This is a genomic window from Streptomyces sodiiphilus (assembly GCF_039529215.1).
GTDB lineage: Bacteria > Actinomycetota > Actinomycetes > Streptomycetales > Streptomycetaceae > Streptomyces > Streptomyces sodiiphilus.
The window spans coordinates 125,616-147,104 of record NZ_BAAAMJ010000012.1 but is presented as its reverse complement, the minus strand read 5'-3'; the positions used below and the strand labels follow the sequence as shown (position 1 = coordinate 147,104).

Genomic DNA, 21,489 nt, shown 5'->3' with positions numbered 1-21,489 from the left:
GGCGACCGCGGCCGCCGCCACGGCCCTGGCCCGGCCGCCGCGCGCGCGGCCGGGCCGCCGCCTGGCCGCCGCTGCCACCGCGTTCGCCGAGGCCGCCACCGTGTTCGTCCTCACCAGGGACGCACCCGACGCGGGCCCTCCGGCGGAGGCCCGCCCGGGGTCGGTCCTGCTGATGTCCGGCATCAACTCCGCGTCCGGGGAGGGCGCCATCTTCGAGACGGACACCGGCGTGCTCGGCTACTCCTGCGAGCAGACCTTCTACTTCTCCTACGCCGGCCCCGGGGCCGGGCAGCCGCGCGGCGTGGCGGCGTGTCCGATCAGGACCGGGACCCCGTATGCCCCCGAGGACACCCAGCGTCCCTTCCGCGAGCAGGTGGAGGCGTTCTCCGCGCAGGTGCGCGAGCTGCCCCGGCCGCTGGTGGTGGCGGGACACTCGCATGCGGTGTGGGTGGCCTGGCAGGCCGTCGCGGAGGACCTGGCTCCGGAGGTGGACGTCCTGCTGCTGATCGGCCCCTTCCCCCAGACACCGGTGGGCTACCCACCGGTGGATCACTCCGGTGAGGGCAAAGTCGCCGGCGACCTGCTGAGGCTGCTGGTCCCGTTGGCCGATCTCGTCGATTTCGACTTCGACCCGGACGCTCCCGCGGCCCGGGAGCTCCTGGCCACCCCCGACTCGGCGGCCTCGATCCTCTCGCTGCCACTGCCGCAGGAGGTCCGCTCCTTCAGTGTCACCTCGGCGACCGACCTGCCACTGATGCCCGGCGGATGGCGTCTGCCCGTGGACCGCAACGTCTGTCCGATGAGGGTCCCGCACCCCTACCTGCCGATCAGGCCGGGCTTCTACCAGGAGGTGAACCGCTTCCTGGACGACCGCCCACCGCTTCCGTGCCCGGCCTGGCGGGACTGGGGCGCCACCCTCTCCCGGCCGTTCGGCACTCCGCCGCACGACGCCTGAAGCGCGCTTTTCCTCCACTCATGTGAAGAATGCATGGTTTGCCTCCGGGTTCACGGGAGACCCGGTGACGAGGGAGGTTCGACATGTCCATTCCTCGGTTTCTCGCCGGTTTCGATTCCGCGTCCGCGATGCTCCGGGCCAACGCCGCCTTTCTGCACGGCAAGAGTTTTCCCGCGCTGGGGGAGTCCCCGGCCCTGAAGCCGTTCGTCAGATCGACTCGGGCGCTGCCGGCCAGAGTCCGTGAGCGTGTCTTCATCGCGAGCGGTGCTCTGGAGACGGTCAGCCCCCGGTCGGTGGAGCGGATCGATGTCGAGGACGTGTCCCGATGGGTCCTGGACGAGTACCCCGACCGCCGCTACCCGGCCGTCGCCGTCGGCTCCTCCAGCGGCGCTCTGACCCATCTGTGGACCGCTCTGGGGATCCCCTGGCTGCCGCAGACGTTCTTCATCCCCGTGCGCCAGCGGGTCCACCCCGACGACCCGTCCGGGGCGATGATCAAGGGCATCGAGCCGGGACGCGCTCTCCTGCGGGCCAACCCGGACATCCAGCTGCACCACATGCACGACGCCAACCAGGACCGCCTGATGGTTCGGGCCCTGACCTACTTCCGGTACAAGCGCCGCACGCTCGGTCCGGGGTACGAACGGTTCCTGTCGGAGCGACTCGAGCCCGGCGGCACGATCGTGATCGCCGAGTGCGCGCGCACCTGGGGCACGACCGAGCTCGGGCCACGTCACCACTTTCAGCACGGCGCCGTGGGCGGGGCCACCGAGGAGGAGTTCCACCACGGTGGTGAACGCGTCGCCGAATACCTGGAGCGCTACGGCTCTCCCGTGCGCCGGTGGTACGGGCCGGAGCCGGAGGGCCGTGCGCCGGAGGCGGAATGGGGCTTCGAGCCGGCCCTCCGCGAGGACATCGAACGGTTCGCCCGGGAGAACGGCTACCGGGTGCGCCGGGTGGTCTTCGAGGAGCCGGAGTCGCCCAGCCCGCTCGTCGCCGATCTGTACCGCTGGTGGTACGGGCAAAGGGGTATCGAGGCCCGCCGGCTGTTCGTGGAGTCCTTCATCGTGATGGAGCCGTGGTGGGTGCTGCGCACCGGCTCCATCCCGTTCTGGATGACGTTCAACACCGAGGACTCCTACCGGGCGCTGGAGGACTACCTACGGCGGAGCGGGCCCTTCGACGAGATCCTGCTGACGCTGTTCCAGAACGGCGTGGAGGCGGTAGGGCTGCCCAGCATCGGTGAGTGGCGGCAACTTCTGGCCATGGCGCGGACCAGCGGCCGGTTCGCAGGTCTCCGGCCCGGGGAGCATCCGCGCGACATGGCCCAGTACGCCGGCTACGACACCGCCCTGCGGAAGGTTTCCGAGCGCCACCCGATGCCCTCCCCGCTCACGCTGGAGGAACTGGACACGTTCCTGGCGCAGGCCGGCCGGTACGACGGTGTCCGGTGGGAGGACCTCGCCAGGGTGTGACCGCATGCAGGGTGGCCTCGGTACGGGTGGGAACGGCAGGCCCGGGCACCGGGGTCACCTCACTGCTCGCCGGCCGCACGGGCCAGCAGCAGCGCCGCGTCGTCGCTGGGCAGCGGAGGAAGCGAGCGGAGCACCGCGTCGCACATTTCTTCCAGCGGCCGCTGCGGTCCCTCCAGCAGACGCAGCAACTCCTCCAGCCCCGTGTCGATGGGTTCGCGGCGGTCCTCCACCAGCCCGTCCGTGTACAGCGCGAGGGTGGTTCCCGGGGCCAGCGGCATACTGCGGCTGAGAAAGGCAACCCCGCCCACGCCCAGCGGCGGGGCGACGGGCAGGTCGACGAACCGGGCAATGCCGTCAGGCCTGATCATGACGGGGGGCAGATGACCGGCGCCGGCGAACTCGCAGCGGGCGCGCGGCGGATCGCAGACGGCGTAGACGCAGGTGGCGATGGAGTCGCCGAGAGACAGCACGATCTCGTCGAGATACCCCAGAAGTCGTGCCGGGGGGACCCCGAGGCGCGTGAATGCCCGGGTGGCCGTGCGAAGCTGCCCCATGATGGCCGCCGCCCGCACGCCCTTGCCCATCACGTCCCCCACGACGAGGCCGACTCTGCGGTTCTCCAGCGGCAGGACGTCGAACCAGTCGCCACCCACCTCGCTGACGGCCGGGAGGTAGCGGGAGGCGATCTCCATTCCGTGGCTGCCCCCGGGCGGGCGGGGGAGCATGCTGCGCTGGAGGGTGAGCGCCGCGGTGCGCTCCCGGGTGTAGAGCCGGGCGTTGTCGACACAGGTCGCGGCACGCGCGGCGAGTTCGGCGGCCAGAGTGAGATCCTGGTCGTCGAACGGCCGGGGGTTGCGCGTGCGCACCAGAGAGACGGTGCCCAGAACGTCACCGCGGGCGACGAGCGGGGCGGCGATGTAGGAATGGATGCCCTGACGCCTGAGTTCGGCGGCGGCCCACTCGTCCCTGGCGATACGCCCCAGCATCCGTGAGTCCACCTCCGGCACCAGAATCGGGCGGGCCTCACGGACGCACTGCGTCAGAAGCCGGTTCGGCGGATACGAGGCCAGCTCGCCGACACGGTCGGCAGCCGCCGCGGCCCCCTCGGCATCGTCCCTGACCTCCACCGCCAGGGCCCGGAAGCGGGCGGTGCCGTCGGTGCGCAGGGCCGTGGTGATCTCTCCGGTGAGAACGGAGTCGAGCACGTCCACCGCAGCCAGGTCGGCGAGCCGGGGTACCGCCACCTCGGTCACTTCACGGGCCGTGCGGTCCAGGTCCAGGGTGGTCCCGATCCGGGCCCCGGCATCGGCGATGACCGCCAGGCGTTCCCTGGCCTGGATCACCTCGGCGGTCACCCGTTCGCGTTCGGTGACGTCGATGGCCGACGTGGCGACACCCAGCGTGCGGCCCGCCGCGTCGTGGACCCGGTAGTAGGAGATCGACCAGACATGCTCGGCCACTGGGTCGGCCGGCGTCCTGCCGACGGTCCGCCAGTCCACCAGCGGCTCCCCCGTCCGCAGGACGTGGCGGAGGGCCCGCTCCACGGAGTCCACCTCCACCTCGGGCAGGATCTCCCCCACGCGGTGCCCCACCATGGCGTCGGCGCCCAGGCCGCAGATCCGTTCCAGTGCGGGATTGACGCGCAGGAAACGCAGCGCGGTGTCGAACATGGCCAGCCCGACCGGCGACTGGTTGACCTGGCTGCTCGAGAGTGCCAGATCCGTCTCCAGGCGGTTCACCGTGTCCGCGTCGGTGGCAAGCCCCAGAATGTGCACCCTGTCGCGCACATCGCGCAGCCGGATGTTGCGGAACTCCACCGGCCGCAGCGTCCCGTCCCTGCGCCGGACCGGAAAGACACCCGCCCAGCTCGCCCCGGCCCGCACCTGGCCGAACCACTCCAGGACCATCGGCATGTGCTCGCGGTCCACCAGAAGGCCCCCGGCGAGCTCTCCCAGTGCCTCTTCGGCCGGATATCCCAGCAGCCGCTCGGCCTCCGGGCTCCACAGGACGACGCGGCCGTCCGCGTCCAGGACGAAGGCGGCGACCCGGATGAGGTCGAACAAGCTGCTGGGTGCCGCGCTGATGCCCTGCGGATCGTGGCCGCCCACCAGCTTCCCGGGTTCTTCCGGGTTCATGCCCGCCACCTCCTTCCCTGCCGCTCGTTCCGGCCGGACCGGGTACGGCGGGGCGGCAGCACCGCGCCCGGCGCCACGGGTACCCGCGCGGCCGCGCGGCCTTCGGGAGCCATGCCGGTCTATGCCTCCGCTCCGTGCAGGAGCTGTTCGGTCCAGATGGTCTTCCCTGTCTGTGTGTAGCGGCTGCCCCACCGGTGTGCGAGCTGTGCGATGAGGAACAGTCCGCGACCGCCCTCGTCGGTCGGCCTGGCCCGGCGCAGGTGCGGCTGTGTCTGGCTGGGATCGGAAACCTCGCAGATGAGCGTTTCGTCCTTGATCAGTCGCAACCCCACCGGACCACCCGCGTACCGGATGGAGTTGGTGACCAGCTCGCTGGCGATCAGTTCGGTACTGAAGGAGAGCTCCTCAAGGCCCCACTGCGCCAGTTGTCCCAGCACCAGGTCCCGGGTCCGGGCGACGACGGCCGGGTCCGCCGGGAACTCCCAGGCAACGGAGGATCCCTCCGGCAGTGACCGCACCCGGGCGACCAGCAACGCGACGTCATTGGCCGGCGGTTCACCGGTCAGCAGATCGCCGAGCACCACCCGGGCGATCTCGGAGGGAGCGGCGTACGCGGCCGCGGCGGCGCCCACCTTGACGCGCAACCGCTCCATGCCGTCGGAGGTGCTTCCTCCCGCCTGCTTGACGAGCTCGTCGGTGCAGAACGCCAGGACGCTGCCCGGCGGGAGCCGCACCTCGTACTGTTCGGACGGCAGGCCGTCCACGCCGAGCGGCTGTCCCGGCCTGAGGGGGACGTACTCCGCGCTGCCTTCCCCCGGCCGGGCGAACACCGGCGGAGGGCGGCCGGCACCGGCCACGGTGCAGCACCCGGTGACCGGGTCGTAGACGCAGTAGACGCAGGAGGCACCCTGGATCCCGCTGCCGGCCGCGGGGTCCGCCGCTTCGGACAGGCGCAGGGCGAGATCGTCCAGACGGGCCAGCAGTTCCTCCGGAGCGAGATCGAGATCGGCCAGGGTCTGCACCGCGGTGCGCAGGCGGCCCATGGTGGCGGTTGCCGCCAGCCCGTGCCCCGGAACGTCGCCCACCACGAAGGCCACCCGGGCCGAGGACAGCGGGATGACGTCGAACCAGCTGCCGCCGATGCCCGCCGCGGTTCCGGCCGGAACATACGTCCCGGCCGCCTCCGCCGCGCTGACCTCTGTCACCGGCTCCGGCAGCAGGCTGCGCTGCAGCGTCTCCACGGTGCGGTGCTCACGGGTGTAGCGGCGGGCGTTGTCCACGCTCAGCGCGGCCCGCGAGGCGACCTCCTGGGCGAGCTCGGCGTCACCGGGGTCGAAGGCCGCGCGCTCGGCGGTGCGCCACAGCACCAGGGCGCCGAGCACCAGACCCCGGGCCCGCAGCGGCACCACCATCATCGAGGCCGCCCGGCCCGGCAGCACCAGCCGGGACCGCTGCTCGTCACTGGCCAGGCGGGCGCGCAGCCAGGCCAGGTCGGCCACGACCAGGACCCGGCCCTCGCGCAGCTTCTCGCTCTCCAGCTCCCGCAAGGGGAAGGTGTCCCCGGTCCCGTAGATCTCGCCGGGCCAGCCGTCGTCCGGCACGGTGGCGACCCGGCGCAGCAGGCTCCGCCCGGAGACGAAATCCCCCGGCTCGTCCCCGGAGACCACCTCATCGGTGAGATCGACGGCTGCCAGATCCGCGAACCCGGGTACCAGGACGCCGGCCAGTTCCTCACAGTTGCGCACGGTGTCCAGGCTGCGGCCCAGCCGCTGGGAGGCGGTGTACAGCAGGGAGAGCCGCCGCTGCGCGACGTGCTGCTCCGTGACATCCGTGAAGACGGCCGCGACCCCCATGAGGGCTCCGTTTTCGTCCTGCAGCCGGAAGGCGGAGACCGAGATCACCCGCTCCCGCTGCGGAGAGTCCAGGAGGCGGGCGGAGTGCTCCCAGTCGATCAGCGGCTCACCGGTGTCCGCGACCCGGCGCAGCTGCTCCTTCACCGCCTGTGCGTCCCGCGGGACCATGACGAGCTCCAGCGGCACCCGCGGGGTGATCCCGGCCCGCGCGCTCTCCTCCCACGCGGGGACATCATGGGTGATGTTGACGCGGACGATCCTGATCTCGGTGTCGTGAATGGCCATGCCGACCCTGCGCTGCGCGAACAGGGCGCGCACCAGAGCCTGGTCCTCCTGCCGCCGACGGGCCAGGGCCGCGGGCATGACCGTGACGAGGGCGCAGGCCTGGCTGCCCGGGGGCAGCGGAAGGATCTCGAAGTACACTTCGAGGGGAGTCCCGGTGAGCCGCCGCAGGCTCCCCGTGCCGCGCAGCGGCTGCGGATCCGGCCGCCGCTCCCGCCGGGGACGACGGGCCACACCTCGGGGACGGTGAACAGGTCCGGCATGGAACTGCCGATGAGCTGGGACACCGGCAGCCCGGTGAGCTCCTCGGCACCCGGTGTGCAGGCGAGCACGACGGCGCCTCGGTCGAGCACGAACACCGTGGTGCCCCCGCCCGGCAGGCTGCCACCGTCCCAGGACTGCATGGTCGACGCTCACCGCTCTCCTCGCTCGGGAGATGTCACGGCTTCCATTCAACCCGCCCGGGCCCGGCCCCGCACGCGGCGCCGGTCCGGCCGGAGGGGGACCGGGGCCCGGTCAGCCGGGCGTGCCGTACCCACCGCCCCCCGGTGTGTGCACGACGAGCACGTCCCCTGCCGCCAGTTCCGCGGTGTCGCAGCCGGCCAGTTCCTCGACCGTGCCGTCGGCACGCTCGACGGCGTTGCGGCCGAGGGCACCGGGCTGTCCTCCGGCCATGCCGTACGGCGCCACCCGGCGGTGCCCGGTCAGCAGCGCGGCGGTCACCGGTTCCAGGAAGCGGAGCCTGCGCACGACCCCGTCGCCCCCGCGCCACCGGCCGGCGCCGCCGCTGCCCCTGCGGATCCGGAAGTCCTCCACCCGGACGGGGTACCGCCACTCGAGGACTTCCGGGTCGGTCAGGCGGGAGTTGGTCATATGGGTCTGCACGGCGTCCGCGCCGTCGAACCCGTCGCCCGCCCCCGAGCCGCTGGCCAGCGTCTCGTAGTACTGCACGCGGTCGTTCCCGAAGGTGATGTTGTTCATGGTGCCCGAGCCCTCGGCCTGCACGCCCAGGGCGGCGTAGAGGGCACCGGTCACCGCCTGGGAGGTCTCCACATTGCCCGCCACGGTGGCGGCCGGGTAGGCGGGGGAGAGCATGGAGCCCTCCGGGATGCGGACCTCCAGCGGCTTCAGACAGCCGCTGTTGAGCGGGATGTCGTCGGCGACCAGGGTCCGGAAGACGTACAGGACGGCGGCCATGACCACCGAGCTCGGGGCGTTGGCATTGCCCGGCAGCTGGGCCGAGGTGCCCGTGAAGTCCAGGACGACGCTCCGGGACCGCCGGTCCACACCGACCGCGACCCGGATGACCGCGCCGGTGTCCGTCTCGTATCGCCAGGTGCCGTCCCGGAGCGCGGGCACCACGCGGCGCACCGACTCCTCGGCGTTGTCCTGGACGTGGCGCATGTAGGCGTGCACCACCTCCAGGCCGAACTGCTCGATCATGTTCCGGAGTTCCGCGATGCCCTTCTCGTTGGCGGCGATCTGGGCCCGCAGGTCCGCGAGATTGGCGTCGGGGCTGCGCGACGGGTGGCGCGCGCCGGCCAGCAGCTCGCGGGTCTCCGCCTCGCGCAGCATCCCGTCCCGCACCAGCAGCCAGTTGTCGAAGAGCACGCCTTCCTCCTCCACGGTCCGGCTGAAGGCGGGCATCGAACCGGGGGTGATGCCGCCGATCTCGGCGTGATGGCCGCGGGAGGCCACCAGGAAGAGGAGCGTCGCGCCGTCCTCGGCGAAGACCGGGGTGATGACGGTGACGTCCGGGAGGTGAGTGCCGCCGTGGTAGGGATCGTTGACCGCGTAGACGTCACCGGGGCGCATATTGCCCGCGTTGCGGCGCAGCACTTCCTTGATGGACTCGCCCATCGACCCCAGGTGCACCGGGATGTGCGGTGCGTTGGCGATCAGATTGCCGTCCTCGTCGAACAGGGCGCAGGAGAAGTCCAGCCGCTCCTTGATGTTGACGGAGTGGGCGGTGTTCTCCAGCCGGACGCCCATCTGCTCGGCGACGGCCATGAAGAGGTTGTTGAACACCTCCAGCTTCACCGGGTCGACACCGGTGCCGAAAGCCACGGTCCGCGGGCGCGGGCGGATCCGGGTGAGCAGCAGATGCCCGCGGTCCCCCACGGCGGCCTGCCAGCCGTCGTCGACGACCGTCGTGGCGTCGGCCTCGATGATCAGCGCCGGGCCGGCGACGGTGTCCGAGGGGCGCAGGTCCTCCCGACGGTGGAGCAGGGTCTCCCGCCACTCGCCGCCGGTGTGCATCCGCACCCGGTCGGCCGGAACCGGGGGTGAACCGCCGGCCGCGGGCCCGGGAACGGGCGTGTGGTGCGGCCCGGCCCGGCCGACGGCCTCGGCCACCGCGGTCGCGGCGACCAGCGGCTTGTCCATGACGAAGCCGTAGCGCGCCCGGTGGACCGCTTCGAACTCCGCCTTCATCGCCTCCGGTGTGCCCCGGCCGACGGCCAGCGCCGCGTCGGTTCCGGCATAACGCAGCTGAAGGCGGGTGACCGTGGTGATCGAGGCATCGGGAATGCCGTCGGAGCGCAGGTCCGCGCGGGCCCGCCCGGCAAGGGCGTCGCAGACATCGTCGAGGGCAGGCAGCGCCGCCTCGGTCAGTTCTGTCTCCACCGACTGCTCCCGCAGAGCCGTGGCGTCGGCGACCCCGATGCCATAGGCGGACAGCACGCCGGCCAGCGGCGGCACGACCACGGTGTCGATGCCCAGCGCATCGGCGACGGCACACGCGTGCTGGCCGCCCGCGCCTCCGAAGCTGGCGAGCGCGTACCGGGTGATGTCGTGCCCGCGCTGGACGGAGATCTTCTTCACCGCGTTGGCCATGTTCAGTACGGCGATCTCCAGGAACCCGGCGGCGACCTCCTCGGGACTGCGACGGTCTCCGGTCGCCTCTGCGATCTCCTCCGCCAGCCGGGTGAAGCGCTCGCGGACGGTGGCGGCGTCCAGCGGCTGGTCACCGGCCGGACCGAAGACCTGCGGAAAGTGCGCGGGCTGGATCCGGCCCAGCATCACATTCGCGTCGGTGACGGCAAGCGGGCCGCCACGGCGGTAACAGGCCGGGCCCGGCACCGCGCCCGCGGAGTCCGGGCCGACCCGGTAGCGGGAGCCGTCGAAGTGCAGGATCGAGCCGCCGCCGGCCGCGACGGTGTGGATGTCCATCATCGGGGCGCGCATCCGGACCCCGGCCACCTCCGTACCGAAGACCCGTTCGAGCTCACCGGCGCAGTGCGACACGTCGGTGGAGGTGCCGCCCATGTCGAAGCCGATCACCCGGTGGTGGCCGGCCTCGGCGCAGCTGCGGACCATGCCGACCACGCCGCCGGCCGGGCCGGAGAGCACCGCGTCCTTTCCCCGGAAATGCGCCGCCTCGCGGAGCCCGCCGCTGGACTGCATGAACATCAGCCGGACTCCGGGAAGCTCGGCGGCCACCTGCTCGACATAACGGCGCAGCACGGGCGAGAGGTAGGCGTCCACCACGGTGGTGTCGCCGCGGGGTACCAGTTTGATCAGTGGGCTGACCTCGTGGGAGGTGCTGACCTGCGTGAAGCCGGCATCACGGGCCAGGAGGGCGACCCGTCGCTCGTGTCCGGGGTGACGGTATCCGTGCAGCAGCACCACGGCCGCACTGCGCAGCCCCTCCCGGTGGGCCGCGCGCAGCGCCTCGGCAGTCGCCCTCTCGTCCAGGGGCCGTACCACCTCCCCGTCGGCCCCGACCCGTTCGGGTACCTCGATCACCCGGTCGTACAGGCTCTCGGGCAGCACGATGTGGCGGTCGAACAGGCGCGGGCGGTTCTGGTAGGCGATCCGCAGTGCGTCCCGGAAACCAGCCGTGGTCACCAGGACGGTCGGCTCGCCCCTGCGCTCCAGCAGAGCGTTGGTGGCCACCGTGGTCCCCATCTTCACGATGTCGATCCGGTCGGCGGGCACCGGCTCGTCCGGCGGAACGTCCAGGAGTCTGCGGATGCCCGCGACGGCCGCGTCGGTGCGGCGGCCCGGGTCGTGCGAGAGAAGCTTGGCCGTCACCAGCCGGCCGTCCGGCCGTCTGCCCACGACATCGGTGAACGTTCCGCCTCGGTCGATCCAGAATTCCCAGCGCCCGGTCGTCATCCCGACATCGTGCCAGGTGCGCCCGGAACGGCCGGCTCCGGCCGCCGTTGCGGTGTCATCTCCCGGCAGGGCCGGCCAGCCGGCCGCGTACGGCTGTCTGCACACCGTCCCGTTCCGCGGGGTCGGCCGCCAGACGGCGCAGCCGTTCCACGACACGCTCGTCGCCGGTGGCGGCGAAGCGCGCCGCGACCTCCCTGGTCGACTCCTCACAGTCCCACAGGCATTCCACCGCCAGCCCGGAGGGAAAGTCCGGGTCGACGGAGGCGAGGGACCGGGCCGCCTGTCCCCTCAGCTGGGAGGACGCGGTCTCCCGGTACACGTACCGCAGCACGGGTGCCGCCGCGGCGACCGTCAGTCGTCCGACTCCCTCGGTCAACGGCAGCAGCTGGGGGGCCTGTGCCCCCAGCGTGCGCACCGCCCGGCGCAGCGCGGCAAGAACCCGGGGCGCGTCCGTGGCATCCCCGAGCCCGGCGAGCATGGCCGCCGCGGCGAAGCCGAGATCGTCGGCGCGGCCGGCCCACTGCCGGGCCGCGGCGAGTGCGCGCGGGTCGTGACGCATCCGGGAGAAGGCGGTCACCGCGGCACGGGAGACATCGGGGTCGGGATCGCCGGCGGCCGTCCCGATGAGCCCGACGACGGCGTCGTCCGCGCGTTCGGCGAGGTGCCGCAGGGCGGCGGCGCGGGCCGCGGGGTGGCCGCCGGCGGCGGCGGACAGCAGCCGGTTCCGGTCCGCGGGGCCGGCGACCGCTCCCAGACATCGGGCCGCAGGCGCCTCGCGCCACTGCCTCGGCTCTCGCTCGTACCCCTCCACGGCCCAGTCGAGGACGGAGTCCACGCTCCAGCCGGGCTGCGGCCGGGCCGGGCGCAGCTGGCGCTGCCAGCGGTCGAACGATCCTTCCTGCCGGGCACGCTCCAGCCTGGCACGCTGTCCGGGCCGCTGCCCGTCCTCGGCCCACAGCCGCCAGGGGCGCGGCTCGAAAGCGTCCCTCAGCGCTGCCGCGAGGGCGGCGTCGCCGTCCGGAGTGCGCGGGAAGCGCTCCAGCACTTGGGGCCCCAGGGCCCGCAGGGCCTCATCGCTGTCCCTGACGGCCAGCTCGTCCAGTGCCCACCGCCAGTTGGCGCCGGTGGCCGCGTAACGGCGCAGCAGCCGCAGGGCCTCCGTGTTCTTGTAGGACGCCAGGTGCCCGAGTACGGACAGGGCGAGGCCGGTGCGCTCCTCCTCCACCTCCTCGGGATCCGTTCCGTCGCTGTCCCTGGTGTCGTCGGGATGGAACAGGTGATCTTCCACGGCCTCGAGGCCCGCGTCGAGGTCCCGGTGCAGCCGTGCGTAGTACAGCGAGCGGTGTTCCATCCGCCAGTCCCGGCGGGGGTCACGCAGGACGCACTGCTCCAGCGCGGCGAGGGCTTCCGCGCGCGGTGCCGCGAGCGCGTGCAGCGCCCCGTCACCCCGTCCTCGCTGAAGCAGCCCGAGCAGCGAGCCGCTGGGCGCTATGTCTGTTTCGACGGGACTGGCGAACATATGAGTCAGCATCCGTCCCCTGGATCAGGCTGGCAACGGGATTTCCCTCCGAGGCTGTTTCCGCTGGTCAACGTGGTGGCGCAGATCCGGTCTCCAGCAACGGCGATGGGCGGCTTCACTCGATCCCTTACAGTCCGTACCAGGCTGTGCAACAGTCCGATGTCATCCGGACCCCGGCCCCGGCGTGCCCCGCCGGGGCCCAGCAGGTCCGCTTCAGCACGGGGATCAGTGATGCTCTCCTCAGATTATCCGGATCGTCCGGCGAGTGGTCTCCCCCCTCGGGATGTCCTGGAGGGTCTCGTCGCGCGGGCCCGCCGGATGCGCGAGGACGTGGACGCCGCCCACCGGGACGAGGAAGCCGCCGGCCGCCTCCGCCGTGGGCGGCGCGCCGAGTGGAGCGCGACCGTGCGCTGCCTCGACGACCTCGCCAGGAGGCTGGAACGGTTACGGAGCACGTTCCCCGTCGACGCGCCGGATGCCGGCCCCCTCCTGCCCGCCGGGCCGTACGGCACCGCTCACTGGAGTCTGCTGACCGACCGGGTGTCCTGGTCCGACGAGGTGTTCGCGGTCCTCGGGAGGCCGGTCCGCGAAGGGCCGCTGACCCTGGACGAGCTTCCCTCCCTGCTGGTCCCGCAGGACCAGCCCCTGCTCACCGCGGCGGTCACCGGCTGTCTGGTCGACGGCCGGCCCGCCGAGTGCGTGTACCGGGTGAACGGACCGGACGGAACGCGCCGGACCGTACGGATGACCGCCGAGCCGGTCGTCGACGCCGACGGCGGGACGGTCGCCATGCGGGCGGTGTTCCAGCGGGTGGGCGGGGCCGGCCGGGAGCAGGCGCTCGCCCGGGGCGGCCGCTGACATCCGGGTACCCCGGAGACGCGTCGGCCGCCTCAGGCCCTCGGACCGCCCGCGGCGGCGGCCGGCAGCGCCAGTTCGATCCGTTCGCGCAGTTCCCCGACCTGTGGGCAGTCGGCGTAACGGCCGGTGAGACGGTACATCTCCCGCAACCGGTCCCAGGTCCGGTGCGAGGAGGTCTCGCCGATGGTGAGCAGAGCCAGCCGGGCGTAGTGGTCCGCCTGGTCGGGGTCGTCCGCGAGGAAACAGGCCGAGGCCAGCGAGATGTGATCCAGGGTGCTGGAGCGCTGGCGGCCCTCTCCGCGCAGTTCCAGGGCCCGTTTGGCGTGCCGCTCCGCGGTCCGGGCCACGCCGGGCTCGTGCTCGGCGAGGGTCCGGTAGGCCAGCGCCTGCATGCCGTGCAGGTCCGCCTCGTCGAACATCTGCATCCAACTGGGCGGCGGGACGTCGCCCCGGTCGGAGACGAAGAGTTCCTCGGCGCGGCCCAGCGTGCGCCGCATGGCCTGCCCCCGGCCGAGCGACGCCTGTGCCCACGCCTCGACGGTGCACAGCATCGCGCGTGTACGCGGCAGGGTTTCGTCCCCGGAGCCGGACCGGGCCAGCTTCATCAGGTCCAGGGCGTCGTCGGGCCGTCCCAGGTGCACCATCTGCCGGGCAGCGCGCGAGAGGGCCTCCCCGGCCCGCGGCCGGTCGCCACCCTCCCGGGCGGCGTGGACCGCGATCACGAAGTACTTCTGGGCCGTCGGCTCCAACCCCACGTCGTGGGACATCCAGCCGGCCAGCACCGCCAGGTTCGCCGCCACCCCCCACAGTCGCCGCTGCAGGTGAGGGGGGTGGTCGTAGGCGAGCATGCCGCCCACCTCGTTCAGCTGGCCCACCACGGCCTTGCGCTGCAGCCCGCCGCCGCGGGCCGCGTCCCAGGCACGGAAGATCTCGACGGATCTCTCCAGCGCCTCGATCTCCGCGGAGCCCACCGGCGCCGCCTCGTACCGGTCGAGACCGGCCGGTCCCGCGGGTGGCCGCGCTCCCTGCCCCACGGAGGCGACCGGGTCCGGCCGGACCAGCAGCCAGTCGTGCAGTGCGTCACTGAGTGCAGAGCCTGCGGCGAGCGCGGCTCCCGCGCCCACCATGCCGCGTCGGTTGAGCATGAGATCCATTCCCGTGAATTCGGTGAGGACCTCGGCTGTCCGGTGCTGGTCCCAGGGCAGCCCGCCGAGGGCCTGCCGGGATTCCGCGTCACCTGCCCGGCTCAGTCCGAGATCCTCGATGGTCACGACACGGCCGAGTCGCTCGGTGAACAGGGATGCCAGCACCTCGGGGACCGGATCGCGCGGGATCTCCCCCACGTCCATCCAGCGGCGCACACGCGAGGTGTCGGTGGCCAGCTGCGGATGGCCCAGGGCCGCCGCCTGCCGGTTCACGAGCCGCGCGAGCTCTCCCTTGGACCACCCGGCGAGTCCGAACAGATCCGCAAGGCGGGTATTGGGTCCTCTGGTCACGTCAAGCCCCCAGGATCTCGGCTGAGTCGACAGTAGCCGCGGGTCACCGGGCCCCACGACGATTCGCCAGGCTTCGCCAGCCCCCGCCAGATGGTGTGCCACCCGTCTTCCGGGGTGGTGTAGAACCGCGCCACCCCGGCCGGGTTCCCAGCCGGTGCTCACCCCAGGACGCCGTGCCGGGCCGGCCGGGGAGGTGCTTCGCGAACCGTTCGGCACACGAAGGGATCCCGCTCACCCATGTACCCCGCACCCTCCCCCGTGTCCATCCCGAACCGGCCGCGTCCGGGCGCCAGGCCCGGCAGCACCGTCGTCGCGGGCACGGGCGAGCGCCCGCGCCGGGCGGCCCGNGGCGCCAGGCCCGGCAGCACCGTCGTCGCGGGCACGGGCGAGCGCCCGCGCCGGGCGGCCCGGCCTCCGGCATCGCCGGCCGGGCGGCGGCCGGCCGTCCCGGGCGCCACGGGGGCCGGGCTGCGCAGCGCCCTGGCAGCCGTGCGGCGGATCTGCCCCGGATTCACTCCGGTCCAGGCGCTCGGGGGGAGCGGCAACTCCGTGCTGGTCATCGGAAGCATCGGACGCCGGGCCGTCCTGGCCAAGTGGTCGGCGGCTCCGGTCTCCTCACGGACGGACCGGCGCCGCAGAGAGATAGCCGCCCACCGCGTCTTCGCCCGGCACCGTCCTCCGGTGGGAGTTCCGGGCCTGGTCGCCGCCGACCCGGCGAACGGCACTCTCGTGGTCGACTTCGTCCCCGGCCGCCCGGGCGCCTCCGAACGGCATCCGACCGCCGTTCCGCCGGCGCACGAGCTGCGGGCGGTCGTGGGAGCGGTGATACGGCTCAACCGCTGGCAGCCGCCGGAGGACGCCTTCGGGGAAGCGGTGGACTACCCGGCCCAGGTGTCGCGGTACCACTCACTGGGCCTGCTCACCGACCGGGACGCCGGGGACCTGCAGGGGCTGCTGCACGGCCTCCGTCCCCGCGGCGCACACGGTGTGCCGCTGGAGTTCTGTCACGGGGAGGCCCTGCTGACCAATGTCCTGCTGACGCCCACCGGACCGGTCCTGATCGGCTGGGACAGAGCCGGCTGGTACCTGCCCGGATACGACCTGGCGACCCTGTGGGCCGTGCTGGGCGAAGCCCCGCTGCTGCGGCGCCGGATCAGCCAGGCGGCGCAGGAAGGCGGACCGCAGCGGCGGGACGCGTTCCTGGTGAACCTGATGCTGGTCCTCACCCGGGAGATCCGCCGGTGCGAGGAGGCCGTGCGCGGGGCCATGCGCCGTCCGGAGCCCGGCCCGGATCCGGAAGGCCGCCCGGCGGGTGCCATGTCCCCGGGCGAGGAGCAGCGCCTGCTCCTGCGGAGCCTGCAGGACGACTGCGCCCTGGCCCGCAGGGCTGTCCGGGCGGCGGTGGGGACCCGGTGACCGGGCGCTTCGCAGACCGCGTACCCCGGGTGCCGCGCCGACGCTGCCCTACTGCTGGAACATCTCCGCGGGAAGCGGCTTGAGCAACTGGTACAGCTCGTCCGTGATCGGACGGTCCCAGCTGGCGATGGTCACCAGAACCCCGTCGCTGCGGTCGAACTGCACACAGGAGATCCGGCTCTCCGAGCAGGTGATCCGGTGCACGATCAGCAGATTACCGTCGTGCATCACCGGGATGTCCTCACTCCCCGTGACGGTCACCTCCTCGTCGTGTTCGAGGGCGGCGAGGAGCTGGTGCACCTCGAACGGCACGTCGTCCTCGGCGACCTCACGGGCCGGCGATCCTTCCGGAAGGTTGCCGATGACCATGGCGGGGCCGCGGCCGCCGAAGAGGTCGTAGCGCAGCACCACGCCCTGGCAGCTCCCGTCGGGAGCGGGAAGCAGGCCGGCACCGAGGACCCCCGGCCAGTCGCCGGGATCCATGGCCAGCACGTCGAAGTCCGGCCCGGCGGGGGTTGCGGCGCTGCGGCGGCGGAGAAAGGACATGGCGCCATGGTACGCGGCCCGGCCATCCTGCGGACCCCGCGGTCGGCCGTCGACGGACCCGCCCGGCCATGCCGGCCACGGGTTCCGCCGACAGGGTCACCAGGACGGAGTGCCGTGCACCGCGCCCGGTCCGGGGCGACACGACCCGCCACGCCTCGGCGATGCCCGCTGGAGGGCTGATGATGCGTCAGCATGGAGCCGGCCGGGCCGTCACCACCGGGGGAACCGGAGCGGCCGACTGGAGGAGAGCCGAGTGAAGATGCTGATCAACGGGGCCGACCGGGTGGTCGAGGACGCGCTGCGCGGGCTCGCCGGTGCACACCCGGGCCTCACGGTGGACACGGCCCACCGTATCGTGCTCCGCGGCGACGCCCCGGTGGCGGACAAGGTGGCGCTGATCGCCGGCGGCGGTTCCGGGCACGAGCCGATGCCCACCGGGTTCGTCGGTCACGGCATGCTGGACGCGGCCTGCGCGGGTGAGGTGTTCGCCTTTCCTCTCCCCGGACGGATGGCCAGGGCGGCGGCCGCGGTGGACAGCGGCCGCGGCGTCCTGCTCATGGCCGGCAGCGACCCCCGGGGGGCACCCGGCTTCGACCGGGCAGCTGAGCTGGCCGAGGACGAGGGGGTGGCCGTGGACGCGGTACTGATCGCGGACGACATGGCGATCCCGGGCAACGGGGAGGGCGCGGGAAGCCGGGGAGCCGGCGGCGCGGTGTTCGTGGCGAGGCTCGCCGGTGCCGCTGCCGAGAGCGGCGCCTCGCTGGAGCAGGTTGCCGCGCTCGCCCGGCGGGTGGCCGGTTCCTGCCGGAGCTGCCGGATCACGCCGAGCGCGTGCGGAGACACGGAGAGCTCACCCGCCCACGGGCCCGCGCCCGGTGGCGGAGGCCCGGGAGCAGGCGGAGGCGGGGAACCCGCACACGTTCAGCAGGCGGGGGCCGGCACCGCCGGTACGGTGGAGCCGGCGGTGGAGGGGCTGCTGGCGGAACTCCGCCCGGGCGGCCCCGTGCTCTTGCTGGTCAACGGCATGGGCGGAACTCCGCTGCTGGAGCTGTACGCCTTCACGGCCGAGGCCCACCGGCTGCTCGCCCGGCGGCGGGTCTCGGTGGCCCGCACCCTCGTCGGCAACTACGTCACTTCGCTGGACACAGCGGGCTGCTCGGTGACGCTGTGTCAGGCGGACGACACCCTCCTGCGGCTGTGGGACTCACCGGTGCGCACTCCGGCTCTGCGCTGGGGCGGCTGAGAGCGACAGGCGCAGCGTTCGCGGACAGGGCCTTGCGTCCCCATCGGCTGACGGTTCAGCGGGACTGCGTGCCCGCGGGGACGAACCGCGCGGGTTCCCTTCTGGTGGCGAGCTCGATCCGGTCCAGGGCGAAACGCTCCAGCGGCGGGAGGGCGCCGAGCGCGAACCAGCCGACCTCCAGCGACTCGTCGTCGTTGACCCGGGCGGTTCCTCCCACCGCCCTGCAGGCCAGGGCGATGTCGAGGTACTGGCAGTTGTCCCCGTTGGGATAGCGCACGGGCTGGAGGGTCTCCACCGCCAGGATCCGTTCCGGCACACAGATCACCGCCGTCTCCTCCATCACCTCGCGGACCGCCGTCTGCGCCGGCTGCTCGCCGGGCTCGGGAATGCCTCCGATGACCGACCAGCGGCCGTTGTCCGCCCTCCGCACAAGCAGCACTCTGCCCCCGTCGTCGCGGACGACGGCGCTGATGCCGGGCAGGAACAACAGTTGGTGGCCGATGCCGGCACGCAGCTCTCGGATGAAGCCGGGAGTAGCCATGGACCGAGCCTAGGCCACAGCTCAGGGCGGGCTGCCACAGGCCGGGGCGCCGGCCCGGCGCGCCCGCGCCTCAGACCGTGGTGATACCGGGCCGGAGCAGCCGGCCCTCGGCATAGCCGTCGGCCGCGGCCGGCAGGGACGCCGGCCTGCCGCCGGCGAGCACCACGAGGTCGCGCGGGCCGGCGGCCCGCGGGTCCGCTCCGGACACCGGAGCGGTGCCCAGTCTGCGCAGTGCCTGGGCGGCGACGGCTCCGGCGGAGCCGTGCAGGGCGAGCGGACCGCCGGTGACCGGTTCCAGGTGCGCCCGGATCAGGTCGGCGACCAGCTCGTAGTGGGTACAGCCGAGAACCACCGCGCGGGTGTCCGGGGGGGTGAGGGCGGCAGCGGCGCGGACCGCCTCGGTCACCGCGGCCTCGTCGGCCCGCTCGACGGCGTCGTCCAGCCCCTGGCAGGGCACCTCGACGGCTGTGACGCCCGCGGCGAAATCCCGGATCAGCCGCCGCTGGTACGGGCTGCCGGTGGTGGCCGGGGTGGCCCAGACGGCCAGCGGGCCGCCGCCCGCAGCAGCCGGCTTGACCGCGGGCACCGTTCCGACCACCGGCACCCGCGGTTCCAGTTCGGCGCGCAGGGCGGGCAGAGCGTGCACCGAGGCGGTGTTGCAGGCAACGATCAGGGCGTCGGGCCGCTCGGCAGCCGCCGCCCGGGCGCAGCTCAGCGCCCGGGCGGTGATGTCCTGAGGACTGCGCGGACCCCAGGGCATGCCGGCGGGGTCGCTCGAGAGCACGAGCGACGCGTCCGCCCGCAGCCGCCGAACCGCGGCGGCTGCGGCGAGCAGTCCGATGCCGGAGTCGACCAGTGCGATCTTCACGGGAGCAAGGGTACGCGGGCGCCCGGCCACCGCCGTGCCGGGACCCGGCCGCCGGTCACTTGCTTCCGGGCGTCCACTGCATGCCCCAGCCATAGGCCTGGTCGACGGTGCGCTGAGGGCTGACGCCCCGCTCGGGCACGAGGTACCTGGCCTCGCGGCGCACCACCAGTTCCCCGCCCTCGTTGGTGAGCAGTGCCAGGGCACACACCGGGGAAGGGACGGTGCACTCGTCCAGCGAGAAGTCCACCGCGGCCCCGTTCTCGGGCTGGAGGGTGACCGTCGCGTCCAGGTCCTGGAAGCTGCTGGCTCCCTCGTAGACCGTCACGAAGATCAGGACGCGCCGCAGGTCCCGCACGTGGTCGAGGTTGATCGTGAGGTTCTCACCGGTGGAGACGGCGCCGGTGCGGTCGTCCCCGTCCAGGTGGATGTACGGCGGCTGGTGCACCGAGCCGAAGGCGTTGCCCAGCGCCTGGATGACGCCCTTGCGGCCGTCCGCCAGCTCGAAGAGCGCGCACAGGTCGAGGTCCACGGGACCGGAGACAGCCTTGCTCAGGCGCTTCGCCCAGCCCATCGACTCCTGCTGTCGCTCCTGCCAGTTGAGATTGACGCGCATGAAGCCGGAGGTCCCGCCCTGCTTCGCCAGGGAAACAGCGGGGGCCTCCTTGGTGAGGGTGACCTTGCTCAGCCGCACCGGGGCGGCAGGCGCGGGTGACACGGCCGGGGGTGCGGGCGCGGCTGCCGGGGGCGCGGGCGCGGCCGGTGCGTCGTCCACACTGATGCCGAAGTCCGTGGCGAGACCGGCCAGGCCGTCGGAGTAGCCCTGGCCGACGGCCCGGAACTTCCATCCGCCCTGCCGGCGGTACAGCTCCCCCAGCACGAAGGCGGTCTCCGTTGTCGCGTCCTGGCTGTCGAAACGCGCGACTTCGGCCCCGGTGTCCGCGTCGAGCAACCGGATGTGCAGGCCGGGTACCTGGCCGAAGGCTCCGCCGTCGGCCGAGGCCACCAGGGCCACCGTCTCGACACCGGGTTCCAGGCCCGCAAGCTCCACCCCGAGCGAGTCGGTCACCGCGGACTGTCCGGGGGCCTTGCCCTCGTGCCGCACCGCCCCCGAGACGTGCCGCGGCTGGTTGTAGAAGACGAAGTCGTCGTCGGAGCGCACACGGCCGCCGCTCAGCAGCAGGGCCGAGGCGTCGACATCGGGCACACCCGGGCCGGTGCCCCACCCGATCTCGACACGGACGGCACGTGCGAGCACCGGCACGTTCGCACCTTTGAGCATGATGAGGTCCTCCCCCTGATCGGGCTTCGGTGGCTGCTCGGCTCAACGAGCCCACTCACTATGCCACTTTGATCAATCCGTTCCTCCAGGCCTCCCCAATACAACATCATGTGGCGGGATGTTGTCCCCTTTTTCGGATTTACTCCGTATTGTTCCACCAGGATCGGCCGGACCGCCTGAAATGACCCGCTGATCTGACTCCCCAATCAGCACATCGTGGGCTTAACTTATGGAGTATGACCTCCCCTCGCGGCTCCTACTCCTATTCCGGTGGTTACCACTCGCCACCGCCCTTCCCGGACACCCCTATCTACGACAGTCTGGTCGCCGAGCGCGGCACTCCCCAGATCGCGCCGATCCGCGTCCCGTCGGCCTACGATCCGTTTCACCAGCACACGCCCGCCCAGCCGGCGCTGCCCCCCGCTCTGCCGGCCCTGCCCGCGGCCCCTTCGTCGTACCAGGCACCGGAGCGGCCCGCCCCCTACGGCCAGCCCGCGCACCAGGGCTACCCCGCCCAGCAGCCCCCCGCCCGTCAGCCCTATCCGGCGCCCCAGCCCCCGGCGCCCTACGTGCCCCAGCAGGCGGGCGCCCCGCGGCCCCACCCGGCACCGGCACCGCCCGCCCCGGCGCCCTCGCAGATGCGCCCGGCGGCCCCGCGGCCGGCGCCGCCCCGTCAGATCCCCAGTCAGTACCCCTACCCGGACCCGTACCAGCAGCAGCCCTACCCGAACCACAGCTACTGACGAAGCCCTCCGGAACACACCGCGGGAAGGAGGTCATCAGGTGTTCCGGCGAAGACCCGTTTCGCACTGCCCGGGCAACGGGTGGAACGGGAGTCGTCCGCCGCGCGCGGGCGTGAACGGGAGTGCCGCCGGATGCTTCGGGCGGGTGGAAACCCCCGCCG

15 protein-coding genes are annotated in these 21,489 nt (G+C 72.9%); 6 read left to right on the top strand and 9 right to left on the bottom strand.

Features of this window, described 5'->3' with window-relative positions:
- Together ABD299_RS08510 and ABD299_RS08505 are read left to right on the top strand one after the other, a co-directional pair.
- Positions 1 to 955, top strand: a 955-nt coding sequence (locus ABD299_RS08510; RefSeq protein WP_344260001.1) for a hypothetical protein, incomplete at its 5' end; no start/stop codon positions are given.
- 83 nt (positions 956 to 1,038) lie between these two features.
- Positions 1,039 to 2,430: a hypothetical protein gene (locus ABD299_RS08505; protein ID WP_344259999.1), complete on the top strand. Its 1,392-nt coding sequence runs from the start codon at positions 1,039 to 1,041 to the stop codon at positions 2,428 to 2,430.
- A 59-nt stretch (positions 2,431 to 2,489) separates the two neighbouring features.
- Here ABD299_RS08505 and ABD299_RS08500 read toward each other — a convergent pair whose 3' ends face one another.
- The 4 genes from ABD299_RS08500 to ABD299_RS08485 form a co-directional block, all read right to left on the bottom strand.
- Complete coding sequence (locus tag ABD299_RS08500; RefSeq protein ID WP_344259997.1) at positions 2,490 to 4,565, bottom strand: SpoIIE family protein phosphatase; 2,076 nt, start codon at positions 4,563 to 4,565, stop codon at positions 2,490 to 2,492.
- 119 nt (positions 4,566 to 4,684) lie between these two features.
- On the bottom strand, positions 4,685 to 6,934 hold the full coding sequence (locus ABD299_RS08495; RefSeq protein ID WP_344259995.1) for an ATP-binding SpoIIE family protein phosphatase: 2,250 nt from the start codon (positions 6,932 to 6,934) through the stop codon (positions 4,685 to 4,687).
- 282 nt (positions 6,935 to 7,216) lie between these two features.
- Complete coding sequence (locus ABD299_RS08490; protein ID WP_344259993.1) at positions 7,217 to 10,819, bottom strand: hydantoinase B/oxoprolinase family protein; 3,603 nt, start codon at positions 10,817 to 10,819, stop codon at positions 7,217 to 7,219.
- A gap of 55 nt (positions 10,820 to 10,874) precedes the next feature.
- Positions 10,875 to 12,338: a HEAT repeat domain-containing protein gene (locus ABD299_RS08485; RefSeq protein WP_344259991.1), complete on the bottom strand. Its 1,464-nt coding sequence runs from the start codon at positions 12,336 to 12,338 to the stop codon at positions 10,875 to 10,877.
- Positions 12,339 to 12,569: 231 nt separating this feature from the next.
- On the opposite strand from ABD299_RS08485, the gene ABD299_RS08480 reads away from it, so the two are divergent.
- The gene (locus ABD299_RS08480; RefSeq protein ID WP_344259989.1) at positions 12,570 to 13,196 is read left to right on the top strand and encodes a PAS domain-containing protein; all 627 of its coding nucleotides are present in this window, start codon (positions 12,570 to 12,572) and stop codon (positions 13,194 to 13,196) included.
- 32 nt (positions 13,197 to 13,228) lie between these two features.
- Here ABD299_RS08480 and ABD299_RS08475 read toward each other — a convergent pair whose 3' ends face one another.
- The gene (locus tag ABD299_RS08475; RefSeq protein ID WP_344259987.1) at positions 13,229 to 14,692 is read right to left on the bottom strand and encodes a DNA-binding protein NsdB; all 1,464 of its coding nucleotides are present in this window, start codon (positions 14,690 to 14,692) and stop codon (positions 13,229 to 13,231) included.
- Between the two features lie 237 nt (positions 14,693 to 14,929).
- On the opposite strand from ABD299_RS08475, the gene ABD299_RS08470 reads away from it, so the two are divergent.
- On the top strand, positions 14,930 to 16,108 hold the full coding sequence (locus ABD299_RS08470) for an aminoglycoside phosphotransferase family protein (RefSeq protein WP_344259985.1): 1,179 nt from the start codon (positions 14,930 to 14,932) through the stop codon (positions 16,106 to 16,108).
- 48 nt (positions 16,109 to 16,156) lie between these two features.
- Here the strand turns inward: ABD299_RS08470 and ABD299_RS08465 are convergent, their stop codons facing one another.
- Positions 16,157 to 16,654, bottom strand: coding sequence for a hypothetical protein (locus tag ABD299_RS08465; RefSeq protein ID WP_344259983.1), 498 nt, complete (start codon positions 16,652 to 16,654; stop codon positions 16,157 to 16,159).
- Between the two features lie 253 nt (positions 16,655 to 16,907).
- Between ABD299_RS08465 and ABD299_RS08460 the strand changes: the two genes are divergently transcribed.
- A complete protein-coding gene (locus ABD299_RS08460; protein ID WP_344259981.1) occupies positions 16,908 to 17,897 on the top strand; it encodes a dihydroxyacetone kinase subunit DhaK in 990 nt (329 codons plus the stop codon).
- A 55-nt stretch (positions 17,898 to 17,952) separates the two neighbouring features.
- On the opposite strand, the gene ABD299_RS08455 is transcribed toward ABD299_RS08460, so the two are convergent.
- From ABD299_RS08455 to ABD299_RS08445, 3 genes are all read right to left on the bottom strand, one after another.
- Complete coding sequence (locus tag ABD299_RS08455) at positions 17,953 to 18,438, bottom strand: NUDIX hydrolase (RefSeq protein WP_344259979.1); 486 nt, start codon at positions 18,436 to 18,438, stop codon at positions 17,953 to 17,955.
- 70 nt (positions 18,439 to 18,508) lie between these two features.
- Complete coding sequence (locus ABD299_RS08450) at positions 18,509 to 19,306, bottom strand: glutamate racemase (protein ID WP_344259977.1); 798 nt, start codon at positions 19,304 to 19,306, stop codon at positions 18,509 to 18,511.
- Between the two features lie 55 nt (positions 19,307 to 19,361).
- Positions 19,362 to 20,585, bottom strand: a complete 1,224-nt coding sequence (locus ABD299_RS08445; RefSeq protein WP_344259975.1) for a TerD family protein — start codon at positions 20,583 to 20,585, stop codon at positions 19,362 to 19,364.
- 236 nt (positions 20,586 to 20,821) lie between these two features.
- On the opposite strand from ABD299_RS08445, the gene ABD299_RS08440 reads away from it, so the two are divergent.
- Complete coding sequence (locus tag ABD299_RS08440) at positions 20,822 to 21,328, top strand: DUF6643 family protein (RefSeq protein ID WP_344259973.1); 507 nt, start codon at positions 20,822 to 20,824, stop codon at positions 21,326 to 21,328.
- The last annotated feature ends 161 nt before the right edge of the window (positions 21,329 to 21,489 follow it).